Source organism: Butyricicoccus sp. AF35-5AC, from assembly GCF_003477715.1.
GTDB lineage: Bacteria > Bacillota > Clostridia > Oscillospirales > Butyricicoccaceae > Agathobaculum > Agathobaculum butyriciproducens.
On sequence record NZ_QUDX01000002.1, the window covers coordinates 335,286 to 361,926 of the forward strand.

The 26,641-nt window shown below is 51.8% G+C and carries 23 protein-coding genes; 21 read left to right on the top strand and 2 right to left on the bottom strand.

Translation table 11 applies throughout. The annotated features are described in order from the left end of the window. The first annotated feature begins 322 nt into the window (after positions 1 to 322). From DWZ82_RS04905 to lysS, 10 genes are all read left to right on the top strand, one after another. On the top strand, positions 323 to 1,264 hold the full coding sequence (locus tag DWZ82_RS04905) for a magnesium transporter CorA family protein (protein ID WP_110436341.1): 942 nt from the start codon (positions 323 to 325) through the stop codon (positions 1,262 to 1,264). 89 nt (positions 1,265 to 1,353) lie between these two features. Further along, on the top strand, positions 1,354 to 1,842 hold the full coding sequence (locus DWZ82_RS04910) for a DUF4830 domain-containing protein (RefSeq protein ID WP_118479194.1): 489 nt from the start codon (positions 1,354 to 1,356) through the stop codon (positions 1,840 to 1,842). Between the two features lie 181 nt (positions 1,843 to 2,023). Next, positions 2,024 to 2,743 carry a pseudouridine synthase gene (locus DWZ82_RS04915; protein WP_118479196.1) on the top strand — a complete coding sequence of 240 codons (720 nt, stop codon included), beginning with the start codon at positions 2,024 to 2,026 and terminating at the stop codon, positions 2,741 to 2,743. Between the two features lie 224 nt (positions 2,744 to 2,967). Further along, positions 2,968 to 4,059, top strand: a complete 1,092-nt coding sequence (locus tag DWZ82_RS04920) for a PucR family transcriptional regulator (RefSeq protein ID WP_117554966.1) — start codon at positions 2,968 to 2,970, stop codon at positions 4,057 to 4,059. A gap of 208 nt (positions 4,060 to 4,267) precedes the next feature. Next, positions 4,268 to 4,948: a cell division ATP-binding protein FtsE gene (ftsE, locus tag DWZ82_RS04925; protein WP_110436343.1), complete on the top strand. Its 681-nt coding sequence runs from the start codon at positions 4,268 to 4,270 to the stop codon at positions 4,946 to 4,948. Next, entirely contained in the window at positions 4,945 to 5,832 is an 888-nt protein-coding gene (ftsX, locus tag DWZ82_RS04930) for a permease-like cell division protein FtsX (RefSeq protein ID WP_118360337.1), read from the top strand. Before ftsE ends, ftsX begins: the two co-directional genes overlap by 4 nt. A 29-nt stretch (positions 5,833 to 5,861) precedes the next feature. Continuing rightward, positions 5,862 to 7,106, top strand: coding sequence for a murein hydrolase activator EnvC family protein (locus tag DWZ82_RS04935; RefSeq protein ID WP_118479198.1), 1,245 nt, complete (start codon positions 5,862 to 5,864; stop codon positions 7,104 to 7,106). 61 nt (positions 7,107 to 7,167) lie between these two features. Then, positions 7,168 to 8,331: a S41 family peptidase gene (locus DWZ82_RS04940; protein WP_118479200.1), complete on the top strand. Its 1,164-nt coding sequence runs from the start codon at positions 7,168 to 7,170 to the stop codon at positions 8,329 to 8,331. Positions 8,332 to 8,461: 130 nt separating this feature from the next. Next, positions 8,462 to 8,935 carry a transcription elongation factor GreA gene (gene greA, locus DWZ82_RS04945; protein ID WP_117489347.1) on the top strand — a complete coding sequence of 158 codons (474 nt, stop codon included), beginning with the start codon at positions 8,462 to 8,464 and terminating at the stop codon, positions 8,933 to 8,935. 55 nt (positions 8,936 to 8,990) lie between these two features. After that, positions 8,991 to 10,955 (top strand): lysine--tRNA ligase, encoded by a 1,965-nt coding sequence (gene lysS, locus DWZ82_RS04950; RefSeq protein ID WP_118479202.1) that lies wholly within the window; start codon positions 8,991 to 8,993, stop codon positions 10,953 to 10,955. Between the two features lie 129 nt (positions 10,956 to 11,084). On the opposite strand, the gene DWZ82_RS04955 is transcribed toward lysS, so the two are convergent. Continuing rightward, positions 11,085 to 12,317 (bottom strand): site-specific integrase, encoded by a 1,233-nt coding sequence (locus DWZ82_RS04955; RefSeq protein WP_006874387.1) that lies wholly within the window; start codon positions 12,315 to 12,317, stop codon positions 11,085 to 11,087. Positions 12,318 to 12,369: 52 nt separating this feature from the next. Then, positions 12,370 to 12,570 carry a hypothetical protein gene (locus DWZ82_RS04960; protein WP_003501914.1) on the bottom strand — a complete coding sequence of 67 codons (201 nt, stop codon included), beginning with the start codon at positions 12,568 to 12,570 and terminating at the stop codon, positions 12,370 to 12,372. A gap of 914 nt (positions 12,571 to 13,484) precedes the next feature. Between DWZ82_RS04960 and DWZ82_RS04965 the strand changes: the two genes are divergently transcribed. The 11 genes from DWZ82_RS04965 (at position 13,485) to ligA (ending at position 26,584) form a co-directional block, all read left to right on the top strand. Next, complete coding sequence (locus tag DWZ82_RS04965) at positions 13,485 to 14,552, top strand: YqaJ viral recombinase family nuclease (RefSeq protein ID WP_050624129.1); 1,068 nt, start codon at positions 13,485 to 13,487, stop codon at positions 14,550 to 14,552. A 14-nt stretch (positions 14,553 to 14,566) separates the two neighbouring features. Then, positions 14,567 to 16,840 carry an SF1B family DNA helicase RecD2 gene (recD2, locus tag DWZ82_RS04970; RefSeq protein ID WP_118479204.1) on the top strand — a complete coding sequence of 758 codons (2,274 nt, stop codon included), beginning with the start codon at positions 14,567 to 14,569 and terminating at the stop codon, positions 16,838 to 16,840. Between the two features lie 69 nt (positions 16,841 to 16,909). After that, entirely contained in the window at positions 16,910 to 18,067 is a 1,158-nt protein-coding gene (locus DWZ82_RS04975) for a hypothetical protein (RefSeq protein WP_118479206.1), read from the top strand. 42 nt (positions 18,068 to 18,109) lie between these two features. Further along, positions 18,110 to 19,903 carry a YodL domain-containing protein gene (locus tag DWZ82_RS04980; protein ID WP_118479208.1) on the top strand — a complete coding sequence of 598 codons (1,794 nt, stop codon included), beginning with the start codon at positions 18,110 to 18,112 and terminating at the stop codon, positions 19,901 to 19,903. A gap of 15 nt (positions 19,904 to 19,918) precedes the next feature. Continuing rightward, positions 19,919 to 20,167 carry a hypothetical protein gene (locus DWZ82_RS04985; protein ID WP_025529719.1) on the top strand — a complete coding sequence of 83 codons (249 nt, stop codon included), beginning with the start codon at positions 19,919 to 19,921 and terminating at the stop codon, positions 20,165 to 20,167. A gap of 72 nt (positions 20,168 to 20,239) precedes the next feature. Beyond that, positions 20,240 to 21,160: a PcfK-like family protein gene (locus DWZ82_RS04990; protein ID WP_182439116.1), complete on the top strand. Its 921-nt coding sequence runs from the start codon at positions 20,240 to 20,242 to the stop codon at positions 21,158 to 21,160. Positions 21,161 to 21,185: 25 nt separating this feature from the next. Next, positions 21,186 to 21,728, top strand: coding sequence for a DUF7666 domain-containing protein (locus DWZ82_RS04995; RefSeq protein ID WP_050624134.1), 543 nt, complete (start codon positions 21,186 to 21,188; stop codon positions 21,726 to 21,728). Between the two features lies 1 nt (position 21,729). Continuing rightward, positions 21,730 to 23,916 carry a PcfJ domain-containing protein gene (locus DWZ82_RS05000; protein ID WP_118479212.1) on the top strand — a complete coding sequence of 729 codons (2,187 nt, stop codon included), beginning with the start codon at positions 21,730 to 21,732 and terminating at the stop codon, positions 23,914 to 23,916. Positions 23,917 to 23,982: 66 nt separating this feature from the next. Continuing rightward, positions 23,983 to 24,240, top strand: a complete 258-nt coding sequence (locus DWZ82_RS05005; RefSeq protein WP_025529721.1) for a hypothetical protein — start codon at positions 23,983 to 23,985, stop codon at positions 24,238 to 24,240. Further along, on the top strand, positions 24,237 to 24,560 hold the full coding sequence (locus tag DWZ82_RS05010; RefSeq protein ID WP_003501931.1) for a hypothetical protein: 324 nt from the start codon (positions 24,237 to 24,239) through the stop codon (positions 24,558 to 24,560). The genes DWZ82_RS05005 and DWZ82_RS05010 overlap by 4 nt, the downstream gene beginning before the upstream one ends. After that, entirely contained in the window at positions 24,560 to 26,584 is a 2,025-nt protein-coding gene (gene ligA / locus DWZ82_RS05015) for an NAD-dependent DNA ligase LigA (protein WP_118479214.1), read from the top strand. The genes DWZ82_RS05010 and ligA overlap by 1 nt, the downstream gene beginning before the upstream one ends. Positions 26,585 to 26,641: the final 57 nt, after the last annotated feature.

Consider the following 26,641-nt stretch of genomic DNA (forward strand, 5'->3'; position numbering starts at 1 on the left):
GTAACAGGGCTGTTTTGTCAGGTATGGGAAGGTTAATTTTAAGGCAACACCGCACAATTAAAGCAGCGGCGCTTTGCGGAAATTTTGTATTCTGATTTTGTTGCGATTTCTTGCAATACGGCAAGTATTGCTGCGAAACCGCGCCTCATCAGTACGCAAAATTTATTCGCAAATCGCTCTTGTTCAATTATGCGGTATTGCCTTAAATGAAATCCATATTAAAGGAGAGTGATCACCGTGAGTACGGACCCTGGAAGTAGACAGATGAATATTACTCGCGGTGGCATTTTCGAGGAGTGCCGCTGCTGAAAGGCGGTATAATATGGTTGAATTTTTCAAAACGGTGGACGGCCGCATCACAGAAGTGAGCGAGTTCACCGAGGGCTGCTGGGTCAACATGGTGCATCCCAGCTCGGACGAGCTGGAGCAGATCGCGCAGGCGGCTCAGGTTGAGGAAGAGTTTGTTCGCGCGGCGCTCGACCCGGAGGAAAGCTCGCGTGTCGATACCGAGGACGAGCAGCTTCTCATGATCGTCGATATCCCGATGGTGGAGAAAAGCTCGGTCGAGGACGGCGGACAGATGTTCACCACCATTCCTATGGGTATTGTCGTGGCGCAGAATGCGGTCATCACGGTTTGTCTGGAGGACAGCATCATCCTGCGCTCCATCGCGGAAGGTGCGGTAAAGGGCGTGCATACCTCGCTCAAGACGCGCTTTGTGTTCCAGATTCTGCTCCGCATTGCAGGTCGATTCCTGAAAAATCTGCGTATGATCGAGCGTGACTTTACCCGCATCGAGAAGCGCCTGTACGACTCCCTCAAAAACGAGGAGCTGATCCAGCTGCTCGGACTGAGTAAATCGCTGGTTTACTTCTCCTCGTCACTCAAGGGCAACGAGGTTACGATGGAAAAGGTGCTGCGCGGCCGCGTGCTCAAGCTGTATGAGGACGACCGCGACATTCTGGAGGACGCGCTGATCGAGGTCCGTCAGGCCATCGAGATGGCGAATATCTATTCTAACATTATGGCGGGTACGATGGATGCTTATGCTTCCGTCGTTTCCAACAATCTGAATATCATCATGAAGGTTTTGACCATCCTGACCATCATCATGACGATTCCGAATATCGTGTTCGGCTTCTTCGGTATGAATATCGGCGAAGGACAGATACCGGGCGACTGGGTCTGGTGGATGCCGCTGGCCATTACGGTGGTTGGCTGCTTCTTTGCATGGTGGATGCTGAAGAAGAAAAATCTGGACTGATACAAGCTGCGCTTCCGAGAAATACTCGGAGGCGTTCTTTTTTGCCTTCTGTACACATAGGATAAAGTAAAAGCAGGAGGGACAATGCCATGATCGTTTTTGCGGCAAAGGTGTCGGTGAGGAAAATCGTAGTGGGCGTGCTGGCGGTCGGGCTGGTGCTGGTCGGCGCGGCAGCGCTGCTGCCGAAAACGGCAGAGGCGGATACTGCGGTCAGCGCTGAAGGTGCAGCGCTTAGTGCAAAGCTGAAAACCAACGAGGACAGAGTAGCGCTGCTGACCGCCTGCGGATGGTCGGTGGAGAGTGAACCGGTCGGCACACAGGAGGTGCAGATACCCGACACCTTCGACGAGGTATATGAGCAGTACAACGCTATCCAGCAGGCGCAGGGACTGGATCTCACGCCGTATCAGGGCAAGCGCGCTACGCTGTACACCTACGCGCTGACCGCCTATCCTACCGGAGAGCAGGGCGTGACCGCCAACCTTTTGATACGCAGAAACCGCCTGATCGCAGCGGATATCACATCCGCACAGACGGATGGATTTGTGCATGGCCTGCTGGATATGCCGCAGACCTGACAGTGGTTGACAATGACTTTCGGAAATTGCATAACTGTGCAATTCAACGAAAAAGTTATCATAGGTTTATGGTATCTATTGGTAACTTTCGGGGAATTGCACTTTTTTTGCATTTAGCTATTGTGCAATTTGCGAAAAAGTGTTATCCTTATAAAAGAAATGTATTGGCGGAGGGGACAAAATGCCACAGATGCGATTGGACAAATTGCTGTCCCACCTGAACTGCGGCAGCCGCAAGGAAGTGCAGGCGCTCATTCGTGCGGGACGCGTCTCGGTGGACGGCACCGTGCAGAAGGATCCGGCGTTTAAGGTCGATCCCGACCGGTCGCAGACGGCGGTGGATGGCACCGTGCAGCGCTACCGCGCACAGCGGTACTATATGCTCAACAAGCCGATGGGTGTTATCACGGCAAGCCGCGATGAGCGTCACGATACCGTGCTTGAGCTGTTTCCAGCCGAGCTGCGGCGCGGCCTGTTTGCGGTGGGAAGGCTGGACAAGGACACCGAGGGATTGCTGCTCATCACGGATGACGGCGCGCTCAGCCATGCGCTGATGAGTCCGAATCGCCATGTCGAAAAAGAGTACGAGGCGGTCGTGGACGGCGCGCTGGCAGCGGATGCAGTCTCACGCTTCGAGCAGGGCATGACCCTGCGGGACGGCACGGAATGCAAGTCGGCGAAGCTGGAAATCCTCGAGACCGAGCCGGAGCTGCGCGTGCGTGTGACGCTCAAAGAGGGCAAATACCATCAGGTCAAGCGCATGATCGCGGCAGTCGGCGGTACGGTAACGGCGCTCAAACGCCTGCGGCTGGGTGGTCTCTGGCTGGATAAAATACTCGCGCCCGGCGAATTTCGGGAACTGACACAGGAGGAATTGGAAAAACTTACCTCGCAAACTTGAAAAACTTAAAAAATCTACAAATTTTTTTGAGTTTTTTGTACAAAAATGCGCGGACATGTGATATAATGACTTAAAATGTATAGGGAACTTTTGGCGTTCTTGTGAAGAATGTCATAGGCAGAATCACCATTAACGGTGAGAACACCATAAAGAGTAAGCGTTTCGGCGAACGGATGCGGAGTAAAGCGCCGGGGCGCGTGAAAAAGACGGGAAAGGTGATGGAAATGGCTTCGAGATTGTTCCAGTCGATTGTTTTGCAGATGAAGGATACGGTGGATCGTACGATCGGCATTGTTGACGCAAGCGGTGCGGTCGTAGCATGTACCGATCTGCCTCGTATCGGTGAAATGCGGGAGGAAGCAATCACTGAGCTGGGCTTCGCCGGCGAGATCGTTCGTTTCGGCGGTTATACTTATCATACAACGGGCGACCGTGCGTCGCGTCTGGAATACGCTGTATTCGTACAGGGCGAGGACGAGCTGGCGCGCAGTATCTGCTCGCTGGTTGCGGTTTCGATCAACAATATCAAGACGCTGTATGACGAAAAGCACGACAAGGCTACCTTCGTAAAGAATATCATTCTGGATAATATCCTGCCGGGCGATATTTATATCAAGTCCCGCGAGCTGCACTTCGGCAACGATGTGCCGCGCGTGGTATTCCTCGTGCGCCAGCAGGCGCCGGCTGATGTTGCCGCGATCGACGTGGTAAACGGCATGTTCCCGGACAAGCAGAAGGATTTCGTGCTGCATATCTCCGAGACGGACATCGTTGTTGTCAAGGAGGTCAAGGCAGGCAGTGAGATCAAGGATCTGGTCAAGCTGGCAGGCTCTATCGAGGAGACACTGCTCAGCGAGTTGTCGGTCAAGTGCCTGATCGGCATCGGCTCGGTATCCTCTCAGATGAAGGATATCGCAAAGTCCTTCAAGGAGGCTACGACCGCAATCGAGGTCGGTGCGGTATTTGACACCGAGAAGAACATCATCAGCTTCGAGAATCTGGGCATTGGCCGTCTGATCTATCAGCTGCCGATCACGCTGTGTGAGATGTTCCTGTCCGAAGTATTCCGCAAGGGCTCGATCGACTCGCTCGATCAGGAGACGCTGTTCACGATTCAGAAGTTCTTCGAGAACAACCTGAACGTGTCCGAGACCTCGCGCAAGCTGTTCGTACACCGCAATACGCTGGTGTACCGTCTTGAGAAGATCAAAAAGCTGACCGGTCTGGACCTGCGTGAGTTCGATCACGCGATCGTATTTAAGGTAGCGCTCATGGTTCGAAAATACCTTGCAAGCCGCGAAGAAGGTACCAGATAATCGCTGTCTGTTCATAAAATCTACACAGAAAAAGCGTAAATTGTGCAATAATGCCACAGTTTGTCGGCTTGCACATAAACATGATATCTGTTATAATAGACAAAGGTGTATATGTTTACACCTTTGTCTTTTTTGTTTGCTGGAAGGCGAAAATGCCCAATCCGGGGCATTCGCACGCCTTCTGCGTTGGCACCGAGGAGGATTGCCTGTGATACGAATGAGTGAAGCCACCGTGGTTTACGAAAACGGGACCCGGGCGGTGAACAAGGCGAGTCTGCGTGTAGACGAGGGAGAATTTGTCTTTCTGGTCGGCGCGTCCGGCTCGGGTAAAACCACGATCATCAAGCTGCTGACCGGTGAGGTTCGGCCGAGCGAAGGCCGCGTTATCGTCAACAACTACGATATCGGCAGAATGAAAAAGCGGCAGATTCCGTATCTGCGCCGTACATTGGGCGTTGTCTATCAGGATTTCCGCCTGATCAACACCAAAACCGTTTACGAGAACGTCGCATTTGCCATGCGCGCCATCGGTGCCAAGGGCAAGGCCATCAAGCAGCGCGTGCCGTATGTGCTCGATCTGGTCGGCCTGGCCGACAAGGCGCACGAAAAGCCGATGAATCTTTCCGGCGGTGAGCAGCAGCGTGTCGCAATCGCGCGTGCGCTGGTCAACAACCCGCGCCTCATCATCGCGGACGAGCCGACCGGCAACCTTGATCCTGCGCGTTCGCTGGAGCTGATGACCCTGTTTGAAAAGATCAACGAGCTTGGCACGACCGTGCTGATCGTAACGCACGAAAAGGGTCTGGTAGACGAATTTGAAAAGCGCGTTGTTGTGATCGACAACGGTGAAGTCATCAGTGATCAGACAGGTGGGTATTATCAGATATGAGATCAATCGCTTACTATTGGAAGGAAGGCCTGCGCAACATTTTCAAGCACGGCTTCATGTCCGTGGCGGCCGTGGTGATCATGGTCGTAAGCCTGCTGCTGACGGGCACGGTTACGCTGGTGGCCTACAACATTACGAATAACATTACGAGACTGCAGCAGTCCAACCAGATCGTAGTCTGGATCGACGATTCGCTCACCACGCGTGAGGCGAAAACGCTGCAGACGCAGTTCGAGAAGATCGACAACATTGCGTCGATCGCCTTCGAGGACCGCGATGTCGCACTTGAACAGTACCGCAAGGAGCTGGGCGACGACGCAGACATCCTCGAGGATTACAACGCGGACAACAATCCGCTGCGCAACAGCTATGTGTTTACCCTGAATGATTCTACGCAGGCGGACGCAACGATCAAAGAAATCGAAGCGGTTGACGGGGTTGCAAGCGTACGCGCGGATGAGGATGTTATCCGCAAGCTGATTCAGATTCAGCGCGTGTTCAACATGATCGCGGCGGCGATGATCGTCGGTCTGGCCGTTATCTCGATCTTCATTATCTCCAACACGGTAAAGCTGGCTATGTTTGCCCGCCGTGAGGAGATCTCCATCCAGAAGATGGTCGGCGCGACCAACTGGTTTATCCGCTGGCCGTTTGTCATCGAAGGCATGGTGCTCGGTCTGGTTGCCGGCGGACTGGCATTCCTCGCGGAATGGGGTCTGTACACCGAGCTGTACAACGTGGCAGGTACGGTTTCTCTGTCCTCGTTCCATCTGCTCTCGTTCGACGTGCTGCGCTGGTGGGTGCTGGGCGTGTACGCAGGTGCAGCCGCACTGTTCGGAATCGGCGGCTCGGTAACGAGTATCCGCAAGTTTATGGATGTATAACGACTGCATAAAGGAGCGAATGTTTCAATATGATGAAAAAGAAAACCGTGCGCCTGATTTCCTGCATTATTGCGGGCATCCTGGTCGCAGCGATGGTGTTCTCGATGATTGCCTCCGGTCTGGTTTATGCCGGTGCGGTGAGCAGTAAGGAACTGAAAAGCAAGCTGTCCGATCTGGAGGATCAGAAGGCATCGGTCAAGGCGGAGCTTGACAGTCTGGCAGGTCAGGTGAACGAGGTCGAAAAGACCCGCGCCGCACTGCAGAAGGAGATCAAGCTCACCAAGGAGGAGATTACGACCGTAACGGCGTACATCGACCGCCTGCAGGACCAGATCGACGTCAAGACGACCGAACTGGATGCTGCGATCAAGGCGCTTGACAGCAAGAAGGAGCGTTTTTCTGAGACTGTCCGCACGACGTATGAGCAGGGCGAGACCAGCTATCTGGAGGTCCTGCTGAACGCGTCCAACTTCTCTGATCTGCTCAGCCGTCTGGAGATCGTTTCTGCGATCATGGACGATAATAAGAAGATCGTAGCGGAGTACACCGCTGCCAAGGAGGATATTCAGCAGAAGCGCGATGATCTGCAGGCTACCCAGGACGAGCAGGTACAGTATCAGGAAAACCTGAAGTACAAGGCTGAGGAGCTGAAATCCAGCGAGGAGCAGCAGAAGGCGCTGCAAGAAAGTCTGAAATCCTACCAGAAGGAGCAGAAGGCGGAGTACGAGCGCATCACCAGCGAGATGGACACCGTAAGTAACCAGATCGCAGAGCAGTCCCGCAAGGAAGCTGCGGCGGCAGCAGCAGCGGCTGCTAAGAAGAAGGGCGGCAGCTCGTCCTCGAGCACGACCACCACGACCAGCAGCGGCGCGACCCGTTACAGCGGCACGTTCACCTGGCCGCTGCCGGGTTACACCAATAATTCGAGTGCCTATGGCTGGCGTGTACATCCAATCTTCGGTACCCGCAAGTTCCACAAGGGCGAGGATATTCCGGCACCGACCGGCACACCGATCGTAGCAGCCGCATCCGGCACGGTTACTACCGCAGGCTGGGTTTCCGGCTACGGCAACTATACCGTTATCAATCACGGCGGCGGCGTCATGACGGCTTACGGCCATCAGTCTGCCATCCATGTTTCGGTTGGCCAGACGGTAACCGCCGGTCAGACCATCGGTCTGGTAGGCTCTACCGGCAACTCGACCGGTCCGCATCTGCACTTTGAGGTGTATGTAAACGGTTCGACGCAGAACCCGATGAGTTACTTCAACTAACGCAATTACATAAAAGGGGAGAGTGTAACGCTCTCCCTTTTCTCGTGGAGGAGGACAAACCATGAAAAAACTGCGGGAGAGACAGGTCTCTCTGCGGATAGCGCTGACCATGTGTGCTGCGGCAGGCGCGATAACGGCAGTCATCTGCCTGGTTTCCACCGGCTGGAACACCAACGAGGTCGGGAAAAAGCTGCGCGAGATTGACCGGCTGGTGTCGGACAAGTACGTTGGTGAGCTGGATGCGGACAATGTTGCGGATTACGCTGCGGCAGGCTACATTACCGGTCTGGGAGACAAGTGGTCGTCGTATATTCCGGCGGAAAACTACGAAGCCTACCGCATGAGTGGTGAGGGCAAGGGCTGCGGCATCGGCGTTTCGGTGACGAGCACCGAGACGAGTATTCGCGTTACGCTCGTGTACGATGATTCGCCTGCGGCGAAGGCCGGCATCGAAAAGGGCGATTACATTCTCGGTACGGGAGATCTGACGACTGAAAAGGACGGCTCGAGTGCGGTTATCAGTGCAATTTCCGGCAAAGAGGGGACCGATGTGACCGTCACGGTCAAGAAGGCAGACGGCTCCGCCAAGGAGCTGACCATGCAGCGTGCCGTTGTCACGCAGAAGATGGCATGGGGCAAAATGCTGAATGATAAAATCGGCTACATCCGCATCGAGAATTTCCATGACGGCTGCGCCGATCAGTTCAAGGCGGCGCTGCAGTCGCTGACCGACAGCGGCGCACAGTCGCTTGTCATTGACGTGCGCCACAACGGCGGCGGCCGTGTCAAGGAGATGAGCGCGGCACTCGATCCGCTGCTCGGCGAGGGCACCATTATGACGCTGCGCATGAAAAACGGCTCGGAGACCGTTTACACCTCGGATGCAGACCGTATTGACCTGCCGATCGCGGTGCTCATTGACGACCAGAGCATTTCGGCAGCAGAATTTTTCGCGGCGGCGCTGCAGGAGTACGACCGCGCAACGCTCGTCGGCACGCACACCACCGGCAAGGGACGTGCTCAGCGCACCTACCAGCTGAGCGACGGCTCGGCGGTCAATCTGTCTGTCGAAGAATACTTTACGCCCAAGGGCAAAAGCCTTGCGGATGTCGGCATTGCGCCGGATATTGAGGTGAAGCTGACCGATGAGCAGACGCAGAACTTTTTCTTCCTGACGCCGGAAACCGATCCGCAGCTTCAAAAAGCGATGGAAACTGTGAGATAATCGAGCGCTCCGGCAGAAAATCGGACAGAAAATAGTCGAATCGCTTGACATGGCATTGGTGCTTAATTTATAATATAATGTACTGTACGGCTCGAAAGCCGATGACACTGAGTAAGAAGGGTTTGCAAACATGGCAAAAGAAATTAAACTGACACAGGAAAGTCTGGACGCATATAAGGACGAACTGGAATATCTGAAAACTACCCGTGCGGATGAGGTTGCAGAGCAGCTGAAGGAAGCACGCTCCTTCGGCGATCTGTCCGAGAACGCCGAGTATGATGAAGCCAAGAACGAGCAGGGCAAGCTGTATTCCCGCATTGCCGAGCTTGAGGAGATCATCAAGCACGCAGTCGTTGTAACCGGCGACAGCTACGCTGCAGACGAGGTTTCTCCCGGCTGCCGCTTTATTGTTAAGGATCTTGAGGAGGACGAGGAAGAGGAGTACCACTTCGTCGGCTCTCAGGAGGCCGATCCGATGGACGGCAAGATCTCCGATGAGTCTCCGTTCGGCAAGGCTATGCTGGGCAAGAAGGTCGGCGATGTTGTTGAGGTCGAGGCACCGATCGGCATCGTAAAGTACGAGATCATTAAGATCGAGAAGTAATTCGATTCGTCCTAACGGACGTTAAATGTAAATCTATATGAAAGATGGGGAAGATATGGCAGAACAGCATCAGGCGCAGGATCAGCACGAGCAGACCGCGGAGGAACTGCACGAGCTGAAGCGCATTCGCCGCGAAAAGCTGGCAGAGCTGCAGGCTGCGGGCAAGGACCCGTTCCAGCAGGTGCGCTTTGAGCGCGATCACTATACCACCGATATTCACGAGCATTTTGATGAGCTGGAAGGCAAGACCGTTCGTCTGGCAGGCCGCATGATGTCCAAGCGCATCATGGGCAAGGCTTCCTTCTCGGATATGCGCGATCGCTACGGCCGTCTGCAGCTTTACATCAAGCGCGACAACGTAGGCGAGGACGTATACAAGGGCTACAAGAAGTTCGATATCGGCGATATCATCGGTATCGAGGGCGAGGTATTCCGTACCCAGAAGGGTGAGATTTCGGTTTCCGTAACCGAGCTGACGCTGCTTTCCAAAAACCTTGCACCGCTGCCGGAGAAGTGGCACGGTCTGAAGGATACCGATATGCGTTACCGTCAGCGCTATGTTGACCTGATCGTCAACCCGGAGGTACGCGATACCTTTGAGAAGCGCTCCGCTATCGTGCGCGAGATCCGCAACTTTATGGATTCCCGCGGCTTTATGGAGGTTGAGACCCCGTGTCTGAACACCATTCCGGGCGGTGCTGCGGCTCGTCCGTTCATCACCCATCACAACGCGCTGGATATTGATATGTATCTGCGTATTGCGACCGAGCTGCACCTCAAGCGCCTGATCGTAGGCGGTCTGGAGCGCGTATACGAGATCGGCCGTATTTTCCGCAACGAGGGCATGGACACCAAGCACAATCCGGAGTTCACCACCATCGAGCTGTATCAGGCTTACACCGATTACCACGGCATGATGGATATTACCGAGGACATGGTAATCCATGTCTGCGAAAAGGTTCTGGGCGGCACCAAGGTGATGTACCAGGGCACCGAGATCGACTTCACCAAGGGCTGGAAGCGCATGACCATGGCTGAGGCTGTCAAGGAGTATGCCGGCATCGACTTTATGGCACTCACTCCGGAGGAGGCGCTCGAAGCCGTTAAGGCGAAGGGCCTCGAAATCGAAAAGGGCAAGGAGAGCTGGGGCGACCTGATGAGCCTGTGCTACGACGAGTACGTTGAGGAGAACCTCATGCAGCCGACCTTCATCACCGATTACCCGGTTGAGATTTCTCCGCTGGCAAAGCGCAAGCCGTCCGACCCGCGTCTGACCGAGCGCTTCGAGTGCTTTGTTTACGGCCGCGAGCTGTGCAATGCATTCTCCGAGCTGAACGACCCGATCGACCAGAAGGAGCGCTTCGAGCGTCAGGTTGCTCTGCGCGCCGCAGGCGACGAGGAAGCCGGCATGATGGACGAGGATTTCATCAACGCGCTGGAATACGGTATGCCTCCCACGGGCGGCATGGGCATGGGCATCGACCGTCTGGTTATGTTCCTGACCGATGCTGCATCCATTCGCGACGTTCTGCTGTTCCCGACAATGAAGACCCTGGACCCAAAGAAGGCTGAAAACAAAGCCGAAAAAGCAGCGGTAAATGGTTCTGCAGAGGATGCAACCGTGTCCGCGCCAAGCGTACAGATTGATCTTTCCAAGGTGAAAATCGAGCCGTTGTTTGCAGATGATGTAGACTTTGAGACATTCAGCAAGTCTGATTTCAGAGTGGTTAAGATCGAAGCCTGTGAGGCAGTGCCGAAGTCCAAGAAGCTCCTGAAATTCACACTGAATGACGGAACAGACCGGAAACGCACCATTTTAAGCGGTATTCACGAGTATTACGAGCCGGAAGAGCTGGTTGGTAAGACCTGTGTGGCAATCACAAACCTGCCGCCGAGAAAGATGATGGGTATTGATTCCGAGGGTATGCTGATTTCCGCAGTGTACGAGTATGACGGACGGGAAGGCTTAAATCTTTTGATGCTGGATGACAGTATTCCGGCAGGAGCAAAGCTGTACTAAAGAGGTCATTTACTACAAAAAATCGCGTTACTACAACTTTTCTACAACTTTTGCGCGAGACCCTACGAAACCGGATGAAGCAATATGAAAGGCGGATCTGCTTATAAAATGCAGATTCGCCTTTCTTTTTTACATCAGCTTCATGTTCACACTAATGTTTTTTGCCTTCTCCTGCATATTCTCTTGTGTGATATGGGTGTAGATGTCCATTGTAGTAGAGAAATCGGCATGCCCCATGACTTGCTGAATGAATTTAACATCGTTGGTGCTTTCGCAGAGCCGGGTACAGAAGGTGTGCCGCAAGTTGTGAACACTAAAATGAGGGAGCAGATCCGGTTCACGGTCTTCCAGTTCAGCCTGATCCATTTCCTCCATGTTGTAAGTTACGCTGATTCTCTCAATCGCCCGATTGATATTGTGGGCGCTCATGAATGAGCCGGTTCGGTTGCGGAAAACAAAACCGTGCACTCCTCCTAACACCAGTTGATCGTCTGGATACAATGCGTCGATGGTTTCAATCTGGAGGCGAAGCTGCTCGGCCACCTCTGGATAGAGGATAGGGATAATTCGTGTACCGCTCTCAGTTTTGGGAGTGGTAATGTGAAATCCGGCTTTTCCGTCAATGACCCGGTAGATTAAGTTGTGGTTGACCGAGATTGTGTTTTCGCTCAAGTTAATATCGCTTTTGGTAATGCCGGTACATTCTGCGACACGCATTCCTGTTCCAAGGAGCACAGTCATGATGGGGAGCCAATGGCTGTATGTAGGGGACTTGGCAATAAAACGCAGGAAATTCTGCTGTTGCGTTTTAGTGAGCGCGATCCGCCGTTTAGGCTTTGGAGCGCTGCCATCCGTTTTGAGCTTGCGGTAAATGCCCTTGCTGGGATTTTTGCGGATGTAATCGTCGTCCACGGCCATTTCAAGCGTAGGGTGAACAATGGTGTTGATGCTCTCCAGTGAGTTGATAGCAAAGCCGTGTTTCAGCAGTTTGGTATAAAACGCGAGAATATCACTTCTGTGGATTTGTGGCAGAGGCATGTTAGCGAAAGGCTCTTCTTTCACATAGAAGTCCCACAGGTAAAGATAATTTGCTCTGGTAGAGGGCTTCAGTTTGATGTTGTTATTCATGTAGACCTTGAACATATCATTCAGGGTAAGCTTCATGGCTTCCTGAGTACGGATGCCATCATCCTTATCTTTGTTGATCTGCTTTTCTTTGACACGAAGACTTGCGAGATCGGAGTCGTAAAGATATTTCTTTTTAGTGCCTAATTTGTAGACATACATATAGCTGCCATCTGCCCGTTGTGTTTCTCCGGGCCGAAGATTTCGTCCTTTGTTGTCTTTTCTCACTTTTGCCATTACTGGTACCTCCTGATTATAAAAGTGTAGTGCGCCTTACTGGCATGGTTATTTAGCCGGAAATATCATAAAGATATTCTTTGATACGCTGGACACTCCATAGGACACGGGTGTTCATGGTAATGCGTGCATTGGCAAGATCCCCAATCTGTACTGCAGTGTGCCTTCCACAGCACAACAGTTTGCAAAGGGTATCGGTATCAACAGCCAAGCACTGCTCCGGCGGTAGGTCATTCGGTTTTCTTTTCTCCATAATCGTCCTCCTTTTTTCGATTACAATGATCCCTTACGATTTGTAGAAGAAGGTTTTCAACAAAAACAATGAAAACGGTCTTGAGGTCAGGAGGTATTGAAATAACAAAAGAACTCTAATGGGGCCATTTCCTACGCCAGAACGGTTCTGCCGTGTATTTCAGGCTGCTGCTGTGCAGCACTTCGATTATGGGCGCGCTTCTGTGGTCATCGCACACTGTCCAGAATTCCTGTATAACTCCCCATAGAGGTTATGAATTTGTCAAGGTACTAAAAGAGCGTAGGGATCATCCGGTATTACCAAATGATCCGATACATCCTATAAATAGGCGGGGAAGAAAGAACTTCTGCAAAGAGGAAAGAAAATTTAAAGAAAATCCAAAAATCAATATATAGAATGTTTGAATTGACAAGCACTATATATTGTGTTAGAATTGCAATGTAATTGATTTTTGTGCGTTGCCCGTCAGGGTACACAGGCTTTAGGGCTTGTGTTGCGGAGTAATGACTGCATTGCACACGCTGTTAATTTTGTACTTGTGTCAGTAGTATCACTGCGCCTTTTCAGGCCGGTATATTGCTGGCTTTTTTATTTTACGGGATTTACCCACCATTGCGAGAATGACATCGGTTCATAGGCAACTATGGACGCCAGGCTTTATGCCGTCTGTCATTCTCGCTTTTTTATTGCCTGTAAGCCTGAAAGGGCTTTAAGGATAAATCAAAACTGAGAAAGGCAGGTCATGTACATGAATGTGAAGCAGAAAAGAAAGCAGAATGGTCGGCGGGTCAAGCCGGCACACTCCACGGACTGGAAGATGAAGAGACAGGCAGTATCTTCGCTCCGGCCCCGAAATGTTGCACCAATGGCGAGGGCAGTTATTTTGCCCCGAAGATCACGAAGGGGGATTTGATATGTCTGGCAGCAATAGTGCTGAACGAAAGCGGCATGAACCGCTGGTGCTGGTAGAAACGGCAGATCTTTCAGAAGAAGACTGGCTGGATTACCGGCGCCGTGGAATCGGCGGCAGCGATGTATCGGCGATCTTTGGCACTTCTCCATTCCGGACAGCCAGGGATCTGTACTACGACAAACTGAACATAGCGTCAGTGGAAGATGATGAGGGCAACTGGGTTGCCATGGAAATGGGGCATTTGCTGGAGCCTCTGGTAGCAAAGATATTCGAGCGGAAAACCGGATATCGGGTCTACCAAATCAAAAAGATGTTCCAGCACCCCCAGTATCCTTGGATGCTGGCTGATGTGGACTACTTTGTGGAACTGCCGGATGGCACCACAGCGATCCTTGAGATCAAGACCACAAACTATAATGCCAGAGATAACTGGTGGATGAATGGGAAGGAGACTGTTCCAGTCTACTATGAATCTCAGGGGCGTCATTATATGGCAGTAACGGATCTTGACCGATGTTTCTTTTGCTGCCTGTATGGTAACAACGAGGAGGAAGTTATTATCCGGGAGGTCAAGCGTGATTTCGAGTATGAGGCTGAGATGGTCTTTTTGGAGCAGTATTTCTGGGAAAACCATGTGCAGCGCCATGTGCCGCCGCCCTATACAGAAAGTGGGGCCTTGATTATTGAGAGCGCACGCAAACACTTTGGCCCGGCAGATAAAAATGCCCCGGCCGTTGCACTCGACCTGGATATGACTGCAAAACTCATGCAGTATTTGCGGCTTTTGGATGAAAAGAAAAATGCAGAGGTGTACTCCAAAGAAATCGACAAGGATATTCAGCGTCTGAAGGCACTGTTGATTGCGGAAATGGGTACCAGCTGCACTGCAGTCTGTGAGCAGGAGGGAGTGAACTATACGGTTACCTATACCCCTGTTCGCAAGTCCATCATCGACAAGGATAACCTGCTTCGGTTGAAACTGGAGCATCCGGATATTTACGAGCAGTTTGTTACAGTATCCGAATCCAGACGGTTCAGTGTTAGAGCCTCGATTATGGAGGCCGCTTAGTGAGGTGAAAAAGGATGAATTGTATTGGTACCTACGACGGGACGATTTTTTATAATCCTGCCAATAAGTTTTGTATCGTCAGTGTAAAAACCGCAGATCAGAGCGTGCCAGCCGAGGCCAGGTCAAACAGGCGATACAAAGACCATTTGATTCGCTTTACAGCTGTGGGGTATGAGATTCCACGGACAGATGCGGTAGAGTTGGAACTGGATGGTGAATGGACAAAGGGCAAGTATGGTGTCCAGCTCCAGGTGGAGCAGTGGCGTGAAATTGTGCCCAGAACAAAAAACGGCGTAGAGGGCTACCTTGCCTCCGGGCTTATCAAAGGGATTGGTCCCAAAACTGCCGCAGACATTGTGGAGCGGTTCGGTGTGGACACACTGGATATTCTGGAACACCAGCCGGAGCGGCTGTTGGAGATCCGGGGCATTACGGAAAGTAAATTGGAGGACATCAAAGCTTCTTATGCAGAAAACCGTATGCTCCAAGGAATTATGACCTTGCTGGCACCGTTTAAGATTACTCCCAAGACGGCATTGAAAATATATCAATATTTCGGCCCGACCAGCGTAGAGATTTTGGAAAAGAGCCCATTTGAGCTTTGCCAGATCTCCGGCTTTGGATTTCGGCGGGTAGATGCAATCGTACAAAAGAGCGGGGGCAATCTCCATGACTCTATGCGTATCAAAGGGGCTATCTTTTGTGCGCTGGATGAGGGCAAGAGTAAACGAGGCCATCTGTACATCAGTTCTGAAGAACTGGAGAAATCAGCGCTGAAACTGCTCAATGAGAAGATACCTGTACCGGAGCTTCGTCTGCATCAGCAGGAAGTCAGGGATATGATGCAGGAAATGATCCTGAATGGAGCAGTCGTTTCCGTGAAGGATAATATCTATCTTCCCAGAGTGTTTGCCCAAGAGGACGAAACGGCGCGCCGGATCGCCCAGCGTCTGGTCGCCCAGATGCCAGTAGAGCATATTGCGCCGGTGCTGGAACAGGTCAAGGTTGAAATGGGACTGCGCCTGTCTGCACAGCAGGAGGCTGCGGTCTATGCAGCATTTAGGCATGGCTTGTCAGTAATTACGGGTTCTCCTGGTACTGGTAAAACAACAGTGCTGCGGACGATACTTGAGGTTTACCGGCGGCTGCACCCTGATGGCAAAATTGCTCTTATGGCACCTACCGGTCGGGCAAGCCGCAGGATGTCGGAGAGTACCGGCTTTGAGGATGCCCGAACATTACACAGTGGTCTGGGACTGACCAGTGAAGAGGATGAGGGTAGCCGGAACAGAAAGTCAGAGCCACTGTCGGCCGATTTAATCATTGTGGATGAGTTTTCCATGGTGGATATGTGGCTTGCTGAGAAATTTTTTGAACGCATGAAGATAAATGCCAGAATCGTACTGGTAGGCGACCCAGATCAGCTTCCGAGCGTAGGAGCAGGAAATGTGTTTCGTGAAATCATCGAGACCAAAATCGTCCCAGTAACGGTGCTGGATCAGATTTTCCGTCAGTCGAAGGATAGTCTGATTGCCTATAATGCCAAATTTATCAACGAGGGCAATACCAAACTGTTTTATGGACCGGATTTTGTTTTCGTGTCTGGTGATAGTCAGGAAGACACCGCTGAAAAGATTACAGAACGGTATTGTTTGGAGATACAGGAGAGTGGCATTGAGAATGTGCAGATTCTTTCACCTTTCCGTTCAGAAGGTGCCGCGTCGTCGGAACAGCTGAATGAGACCATTCGTGAATTGGTCAACCCATTCCGCTCTGCGGAGGAGGAAATCAAGTTTGGCCCCAGGATATTCCGGGTCAATGACCGCATCATGCAGACCAAGAACACAGAAAAGGTATCTAATGGTGATTTGGGTTTCATCCGGTATATTAAGGACACTGACCAGGGCAAAAAGATCGGCATGGATTTTGGTGCTGGCAGGACGCTGGAATATGGCGTAGATGATTTGAGCAATGTGGATCTGGCTTATGCTACTACGATCCACAAGGCTATGGGCTCTGAGTATGAGACCGTTATTATGCCGCTGCTCAAAGCGCACACCATCATGATGTACCGTAATCTGCTCTACACCGGAATCACGCGTGCCAAAAAGCGGGTGGTGCTGATTGGGCAGAAACAGGTATTGTTTATGGCAATCCATCGTAATGAGATCGGCAAGCGGAATACGCTGCTGGGTATGCGTATTCAGATGTACTTCAAAGCCTACGCAAAGAAAGCCGGTATCCCAATTCCGGCTGCGTTGGAAGAACAATTAAAGAACGCAAGTTAAAAAAGAGAGGTCAGGTGCAGAAATGGCACTTGGCGTCTCCTATTTTTATGTCAGAAAGGAGTTTCCAACATGAACGAAAAAAGTAATCCGATGCCTATGATGTACAAAACAATTCCGGCAGTGGCAGAACTGAACAAGGTGCCGGGCTTTGACCCGCTCAAATTTCTGCGCCATAAGGTGTCCAGAAAAACCAATGAGGAAATGCTGCAGTTGGAATTGCCCTATCAGAAGCTGTGGTTTCGCCTGCGTCACCCCCAGGGCCGCATGAAACTGACTACTCTGCGGATCACGGAACAGCTTGCGATTATGGAGGCCAGAGTTTATCTGGACCGCAGTGATGCAGAGCCTATCAGTAGTTACATTTCGCAACACAGTGCAGAAGAAGGTACCGACTATGTACAGGCTGCCCAGGATGAGGCATTGAGTGCTGCGCTGTCGGATGCCGGTTTCGGTCTGCAGTTTGCCGATGTTGCTGTTGACAGTACGGGCAAGGTGTTTGGAAGCAGTATTCCGCTTTCCGGGACGGCTCCTATCCAGCAACCGATGCCAAATGCGGCGCAGAGGCCCGTAGAAGCCCCTGGAGCGGCGCTGCGGCAATCTGGCGGGGAAGTTCATGCCCGGCCGGAAAGAGCGCCTCAGAACGCCGTAGAGGGCCGTAATGCTCCTGCTCGTCCGGCGCCTATTCAGAAACCTGCGGCAAAGCCGGTTCAGAATGAACAGCCCCCGGTTTCTCCGGTACAGCCAGTTGTCCAACAGATGGTTGCAGAAGAGAAGGAGAATATGGATACACTGCCTGCCGGCAAGGTAGAGGAGAATGCTCCCAATATGGAGCTGCCGGTACCGAGCCGCGAGGTTACATTGGATAGCAGTCCAAAACAGGATGATGCGTCTGAGCAGCCGGCCGCCTCCGTATTCCAATCGGATGAACCGGAAGAACTGCCTGTGGCGCCTGTTGTCCAACAGGAAGCACCCGATCAGCCTGTGGCGCCTTCTTATACGGAGAGCACTCCGGTAGAAGACATCTTGAAGGTAATGACCTTTGAAGAAGCGCAGAATGTGGTGGTGGATAGTGGTCTGAGCAAAGGAAAGACCATGGCAACAGTTGCCAAGGAGCGTCCGGTGAGTCTGAAATTCTACCTCACCCCAGGCAACAAGAGCACCAACAATATCGTTCGTGCTGCGGCGCAGATCATGCTCGATGGTATGGCCGCACAGAAAGCCGGATGATAAGCAGCCCCATCTATGGGGTCAAGAAGGGAGGGAGAACAGATGGACTCATATCCAGGAGATTTTCCGTTCGGTATTATGGATGTAGTGGAACTTCTACATCTACGAATCAGACGCCGACAGGCAAACAGTGTATATGTGGATTGCCCGTTTTGTGGTGACCGCCGCGGCAAGATGAATGTGAATTTCGTCAAAAATGTCTGGCGGTGCAATTATTGTGATGAGCATGGCGGTATGCTTGCGCTTTATGCGCGGCTAAACAATACGACTACATCCGATGCGTATTGGGAGATAGGAGAAGCCCTGTGCAACGATTTTCACAGGGAACGGCCGAACTCTGGATATGAGATGGCAGGAAACCAGCAGGCTGGCACTGGGTCCCCGGTTTCGGGGACTCAGACCGACCTTGCCGGATATGAGAGGAGGGGCGAACTAAAAACAGTGCAGCAAGCAGAACGGGCCAGCGGACAGGAAATTCATCAAACGCTTTCGCTGCTGCTCGCTATGCTGCCTCTTCAGCCTGCCCACCGCAACCATCTGCACTCCCCAAAACGGGGACTGTCGGATGAACAGATCGACCGGATTGGGTTCAAGAGCACTCCACCCCCATTCCTTTGCCGCTCCATTACCGAGCGGCTGATGAAACAGGGATGCAAGGTGGAGGGGGTGCCCGGCTTTTATCTGGATGACAGCGGGCGCTGGACCATGAACTTCTACCGAAAAAACGCAGGGATTTTGATTCCGGCTGTGGGATACGACGGTATGATACATGGCCTGCAGATACTTTTGGATAGTCCGCTCAAGCAAAAAGATGATCCACCGGATAAGTCAGGAGCCAAATACATCTGGTTTTCGTCCTCGTCCAAAAATATGGGCGTCACATCCGGGAGCCCGGTACATTTTATTGGCCATCCATCTGCTCGAGTGGTCTATGTCATTGAGGGACTGCTGAAAGCAGACATCTCACACTGCCTGACAAACCGGACTTTTGCGGCGATTGCCGGCGCAAACAACACAAGCCAGTTGGATACGCTGTTTGCACTGTTGGCACAGAATGGCACTGAGGAGATCATTGAGGCTCATGATATGGATAAGTACAGTAACCAAATGACCTCTAATGGGGCATCTAAGATCTATCTGATGGCCCGAAAAAATGGAATGGCATGTCGTCGGCTGACCTGGAATCCGAATTATAAAGGGTTTGATGATTGGCAGCTTGCCCTTCGGGAGAAAGAACAGAAGGAAAAGGAGGTGCAGAGAATGAATTTTAAGCAGCAATATCTGTGCGGTAAGTGTGATTTTACCTATATAGATGGCTGCGTCGAGCTTTGGCACACCAGAGCGGAGAAAGATTTGGATCTGACAGAGTATCTGGGGCTGACAAAGGAAGAGTATCAGATATTTCTTGCTCAGGGCAATCGGGCGCTGAAGGATATTCTGGACAGCCAGAGAGTTTTCCGGAGATTTTGCATTTACCAGCTTTGCCTGGGTGAGACACAGACGGTACCTTTCGCGTTCAAGCAACTGGATGCACTGCGTAAAGCTGGATATGAACAGCCGCCTGCCGTCGCCTATCAGACGGTATGGAGCGCAGAGGTCTGTTGCCCAAAGGGGCAGAATGACATGGAAGTGCTGGGGCGCCTGTTCTTGGACTTTAATGAGCATTTGCCGGAAGATTACAGAGGCCGTCCGTTGGCTCCATCTGATGTGGTGGAACTGGACTGCCAAGGCAAACGCACATACTTCTATGTGAATGACTGCCGGGATTTTGCGCCGGTACGCTTCTCCCCATTCTTGTGTAAAAGACTTCCGGAGCCTGCTCAAAAACAGGAATGAAGGGATAGGGGTCAGATGCGTATTGCAGAAAAGAAGAAAAGCCAGATTACAGCACTGTATGAGCAGTGCTCCAATCTTCCGGCAGATGTCAGAAGTTGTCTGGAGAATGGCTACTTTACCGTAACGGTACCTCCACCCTGGAACATGAGCAATCAAAAGACTGCGCAGGAGGTGCAGGACAAAATCAAGGAATGGTCAAGGCAGTATACTGGCGTGGTCTGCTACTGTTTTGACAGCTTCAGCACACTTTTATATGTGCTGTGAGCAACACACAATGGCATGGAAAGGGTCATAACGGCCTACTCCATGCCATTTTTTGCGAAAGGAGATTTTACAATGGGTGTTTTTTCAGAAATAGCAATGGAGCAGCAAAACAGTATGTTCGATTCGTCTGCAGCCTTTGAGGATGATGAAGCCTTTGAGCTGGAGGAGATGGAATCTTTGCCTGTGCCGCCTGTAGGTACAGACACTGTCCCAGTATCGGCGGCTTCGGTTTCTGCCGGTGAGACTGCTTTGGCTGATGCAGAGGAGGAACCTGCGGATGAAGTAGCGCCTGCTGGGGAAGAGAAGTCTGCTGAGGAGGGGAATTCGGCACAACCGCCCGCCGCAGAAGATGAAGAAAAAAAGCGTGCGGAGCATGAGGCGGCTGAAGCCCAGCGCAAAGCGGAATTTGACGCCAAACAGCAGGCGAAGAAAGCCGCGGAGCAGGAGCAAATCGCCCGTCTGGAAGCGATGAGTGATGAAGAAGTAATCGCGGCCTCTACCCAGAGGGTGAGTACCGATGTAGAAAAACTGACACGGCGAAATATGAAGGAATGTGTGTCCGAGCATATCCAGATGCTCTGTATGGAAGATACGGCGTTTGCCCGTCTGACGATGCATCCGAAAAAGAACATGATCCGCTGTTTCCAGTACATCAACCGAAAGGCATGGGATTATGTGCAGGATGAACTAAAAGCAAGCGGAACCCGCCCTGGTCCCGGACAGCAGACATATGGCTGCGATGTGCCGGATGATATGTGCTATCAGTGGGCGGAAGATTATTTCCGTGACCCTGATGCCAAGGAAGACCATGAGGATGAGGAGAAGTTTGTTCCCAAGCCGTATGCTGGGAAGTCCTCTGCAAAGAGCAAACCCAAGAAGGCGGCAGAGAAGAAAAAGACGGAACCCAAGGCGGCACCCAAGCAGGAGGAAAAAAAGCCTTCTCAGGATGGGCAGATGTCGCTGCTGGATTTTGGGATGGCAAAGGCAGGCTGAGCCGGCAAAGGAGGAAAAATGCAGAATGATTGCTTATAAGGGTTTTCGCCCCGGGCTGATATGCCGTGGCTATCAGTTTGTGATGGGGCTCAATACGACTGAAAAAGCAAATTGCAGGGAAAATGGATTTCACTGTGCGGAAAATCCGCTCGACTGCCTTAGCTATTATTCCAGCCTGGAGCATTCGGAATATTATATTGTCAACGCCGGCGGCGACATCGATGAAGATGAGCATGACTCCAAAATCGCCTGTACGGAGTTGACTGTGATTAAGCGGCTAACCAAAGAGGAGCTGTTTTTACATGGTTTGGCCTACATGGTAGATCACCCGCGCAGGGTGTGGAGTTCCCATGTGGCAGCCAACCGGGCAATGGCGAACTGCGGTTATGCGGTGGTACGGGGGAAAGACCCCGTTGCCACCGGCAGACTGGGAGACATCCTTGCTTTTGCGAAGGAAGCGCCGGATTCGGAAAGTATCGTACAGGTTGCTGTAGGACAAATTGATGGTGTCACATTACTGCCGGATGTGTGGTATGGCGTGGATTTGACAAGAAGGACGGTGAATTGAGATGAAAAAAAGAGCCCTGATGGCACTTCCCAAGCTGACAGCGACGGATGAGATGAAGCAGATCGCGGCGTCAGACTTGCCAAGAAAAGAAAAAATCGCCTACGGATATGTTCAGGAGGTTTGTGAGTATTATGTTTACCTGAGATGCATCACGCAGGATGGGATATTGAAGGTGGCTTTCTTTTTCCCAGAGCATCTTCGCATAGACGGGAATAGCCCAGCTTACGAAGTGTATCTGGATAAAGAAAAGCGGCAATTTATTACTTATAATAGCCTGAACCAGAAATGGTGTGAGGCCAAACTGGACAGATTGGACTGGAAGCGCCGATACTGGTATATCAAAGCCTACTGGGTCAGCGAGGAAGATGAGACATCTATACAGGCATATCTGAACATCAATAAAAAAGCGGTAGAGGCAATCCGGCAGTTTCAGCGGAATGTGCGTGAGGAACAGCTCGAACAGCGGCACCGGCGGGAAACTGATCCATGGGATAAGGATATGGAACAGGTGCCGGAGCTTCCCAAGGACTGGAACCGCTGGGTGGATAAGGTTGCCATCCGGCAAAATTACATTTACTACCACTACAAAAAGGGCGGCGCCAAAACAGGTTACTGTACCTACTGCGAAAAGGAAGTGCCGATCAAGGTGCATCCCCATCACAATCAACAAGGCCGCTGTAGCTGCTGCCGACATCCGGTGGTATTCAAAGCCTATGGACGAGCGGGGTATATGCAGACAGAAAAACATTTTGCCTACCTAATCCAGCGATGCAAAGACGGTTTTGTAGTTCGTGAATTTCAGGCTGACCGGACATATGGGAAAGAAAGCCTTCCAAACTCCAAGCTTTATTGTCAGGAAATCCGGCGCACGATTTATGACCGGGAAAGAAAACCAAGAACCTACTATTGGGGTCTGTATAAACAGCGAAATATGCGCTGGATTTCCGGAAGCCCCTGTTCTTATAGTTGGTCTGGTTCACATGATGGACGGGTCTATGGAAAAACGCTGCCAACTCTGGAACAGAAGGAACTTCGATGCACAGGGCTGGTCAACTGGATTCGGAAGCAGAAAAGTGTTGACCCGGAAAAATATCTGGCAGTGCTTGAACGGATACCGCAAATGGAGCAGATCAGCAAGGTGAACCTGCCGAAGCTTACCAAGGAATGTTTCAGTTCCTGCGGAACAGTCAGTGAACTAATCAAAAACCATAGTGCCGGGAGTCTGATTAAAGCTCTGGGCCTTGACAGCAGGAGGTTTCAGCGACTTCGGCTCCATAATGGAGGCTGTGATCTGCTGCGGTGGCTGCAATATGAAAAGGGCACCGACAGGGAAATCCCAGATAATGTCCTTTTGTGGATGTGTCAGCAGAACATTAGCCCCAGGGATGTCCAGTTCATTGCTGACCGCATGAGCATGGTGCAGGTCTATAACTATGTACGGCGTCAGATGCCATCCTTCCGGAGAAACAGCCATGAGGTATTGCGTACCTGGGAGGATTATCTTTCCATGGCAAAGAAATTGCACATGGATGTATATGATGAGATCGTATATCGCACCAGAAAACTGCGGCGGCGCCACGATGATCTGGTGCTCAAATGCCAGGAGAAGGATATTGAACTGCAGGCCGAGGAGATGGAGGAGAAATTCCCCCATGTTAATGCTATCTGTCAGGAAATCAAAGCGAAATATGAGTACGCCGATGCGGATTACATGGTAGTGGTGCCAGACGGTATTCTGGACATTATTACCGAGGGGCGTGCGCTCCATCACTGTGCAGGCAGCAGTGACCGCTACTGGGACCGGATTGAGCGGCGAGAAAGCTTTGTGATGTTTCTGCGTAAAACGGCTGATCCTTTCCATGCCTATTACACGCTGGAAGTGGAGCCAGATGGAACAGTGCGGCAGAAACGGACGGAATATGACCGGCAGAAGAAGGACATTGAGCAGGCGACCGAGTTTCTGCAGAAGTGGCAGCGGGTGATTACTGCCAGGCTGACAGAAAGCGACAAGGCGCTGGCTGCGGAAAGCAGGATTCTTCGTGAGAAGGAGTTTATCCAGTTGAAGAAGGATCGGGTCATCATTCATACCGGCCATTTGGCAGGAAGGCTTTTGGCGGATGTGCTGATGGCTGACCTGATGGAAAACACGGATAGCATCCAGTCTCCGGCATTGGCTGCTGCAGCGTGACAAAATGAGAATGGCCGGGCGTCCTTGAGGGCGTCCGGTCATTGATGAAGAAGGAAGGAGCAGAGCATGAAACAAATTGGAAATCTGGCAGTGGTTTGCGCCAGGCGACAGGATGTGCTGCTGCAGGTTGGCAGTGAAAAGGTATGTGTCCATGTGGGAGCCGGGCCAGAGCGGAATACGCTTCACGCAGCGTGGGACGATGATGACGCCATTCAGCGTATTGTCCATGAATTGAATTTTGGCAGATATGCAGCCGGCAGAAATGGGCTGCATACCGCACAGCAGGATTGCCCTGTGGGGCGGGGAAAGGAGAAAATTGCATGATCAAAAACCTGAATCAGCTGCGCAGGACACTTCGGGAAGGGACGCAGTTGGAGATATTGGATCACTGTCGGCCGGAATGTATTGGGCAGATACGGAACATTACGCTGGTAAACACGCAGGGCTTTTATAGTACCGTAGCGAATCAGCCAGATGCGTCTGCCAACAGAGGCAACGGCGGCCGCGGCCCGATCCTTTGGTGGGGCAGAGCCGCCCACTGGCAGTTTGCAGACGGTGTTTGCAGTGTTTTCGACAGTGAACAGAAGCATACGGAAGAAGAACTGGTTATGTCCTTCCGGGTACTTGAAAAGGAGGCAGCATAATGGAACGGAATATTTTTGAAAAGCAGAGAGACTTGAATGACCGGCTCAACCGTTATCGGGATGAGTATTATAACCACAACGCTCCCAGTGTGTCAGATGAGGTCTATGACAGACTCTTTGACGAGTTGAAAGAGCTGGAACAGGAAACGGGAATCCAAATGGCAAATTCGCCAACCCAGACAGTAGGCTATCCTGCGGTGAGCAGGCTGGAGAAAACCAGACATGAGATCCCGCTGCTGTCTTTGGATAAGACTAAGAGCAGTATGGATCTTCTGAATTTCATGGGTGAGCAGCAGGTGATGCTGATGCTCAAACTGGATGGCTTGACTGTAAAGCTGACCTATGAGAATGGAGAACTTCTGGAGGCGGCTACCCGTGGCGATGGTGACGAAGGGGAGATCATTACCCATAACACCCGAGCCATCAGCGGTATCCCTTCCCACATCACCTACAAAGAGAGACTGGTTGTGACGGGCGAGGGCTTTATCAGACCCAGTGATTTTGAGGAACTGAAGACCAGCCTACAGGACAGCAGCGGTAAGCCCTATAAAAACGGCCGCAATCTGGCTGCCGGTTCCATCCGTCTGATGGATGCCAAGATATGCCAGGAGCGTCGGCTGGTTTTCATGCCGTTTGGTGTGCTGGAGGGCTTTCCGCACCTGACCCGGAAATCAGATAAGCTACGGGAACTGCGCGCGTTGGGGTTCCAGCCCTGTAAGTATCTGGTCACAAAGCAGAAACTGACGCTGGAAAATGTGGAAGCCGGTATCTATCAGCTGCGGCAATATGCCACTGACAAAGATATCCCCATTGACGGTATCGTGGTTTCGTTTAACGACATCGCCTATGCCCAGAGCTGCGGCCGCACCGGACATCACTATAAGGACGGTCTGGCCTATAAGTTTGAAGATGACCTGCATGAGAGCCTGCTGCAGTACATCGAATGGACGCCGGGCAGAACCGGAGAGATTGCTCCGGTAGCAGTATTTACGCCGGTGGAAATCGATGGCTGTGAGGTCAGCAGGGCCAGTCTGCACAACCTGTCCTTTATTGAGGATCTGGAACTGATGGCTGGAAACCGGATTCTGGTAAGCAAACGAAACATGATCATCCCCCACGTGGAGGAAAATCTGGACAGAGGCGGCTTCTCTATGGTGGATACGATTCCCCATGTTTGTCCCTGCTGTGGACAGCCTACCCGCATCCATGAATCAAGTGGAAAGGGCGAAAATGGCGAGGATCGCATCATCAAGACGCTGTACTGTGATAACCCTGACTGCGAGACACGTCGGCTGAAAAAGTTCGTCCATTTTGTCAGCCAGAAGGCAATGGACATTGAAGGGCTGTCGGAGGCTACATTGGAAAAATTCATCGGTCAGGGATTTATCCATAGTTATCTGGATATTTACCGTCTGGATCGTTACCGGGCTGAAATCGTCCGCATGGATGGGTTTGGTGAAAAGTCCTGGCAGCGCCTTTGGGACGCTATCCAGCAGAGCCGAAACACCACCTTTGAGCGGTATCTGATTTCTATGGACATTCCTATGATCGGCAATACTGCCAGCAAGGTATTGGGTCGTGTGTTCCACTATGATTTGGATGAGTTTCGGGATGCGGTCTATGGCGGCTATGATTTCCGGCAGCTTCCGGATTTCGGGGAGACATTGCATAACAATATCCACGACTGGTTCTGCGTGGAAGATAATTTTTGTATTTGGGAGGAGTTACAGACTATGATGAGTATTCAAAAGCCTGCTGTGGCAGAACACAGCGAAGACAGGGTGCAGGATAATCCCTTTGTAGGAAAGACTATCGTAGTTACCGGCAAGGTGGAACCCTACACCCGGGACGGAATCAATGACCTGATCGAATCACTGGGAGCCCATGCCGGCAGCTCGGTGTCCAAGAAGACGGATTATCTGGTCTGCGGCGAAAATGCCGGCAGCAAGTTGTCCAAGGCCAGGGATTTGGGCGTTACGGTACTGTCACCTGCGGAGTTCTTCAGCATGGCCGGCGCTGAGTAAGAAAATATAGCATACCATCGGTATGCTGTCAGTTGATCAATGGGGAGAGAGCCATGC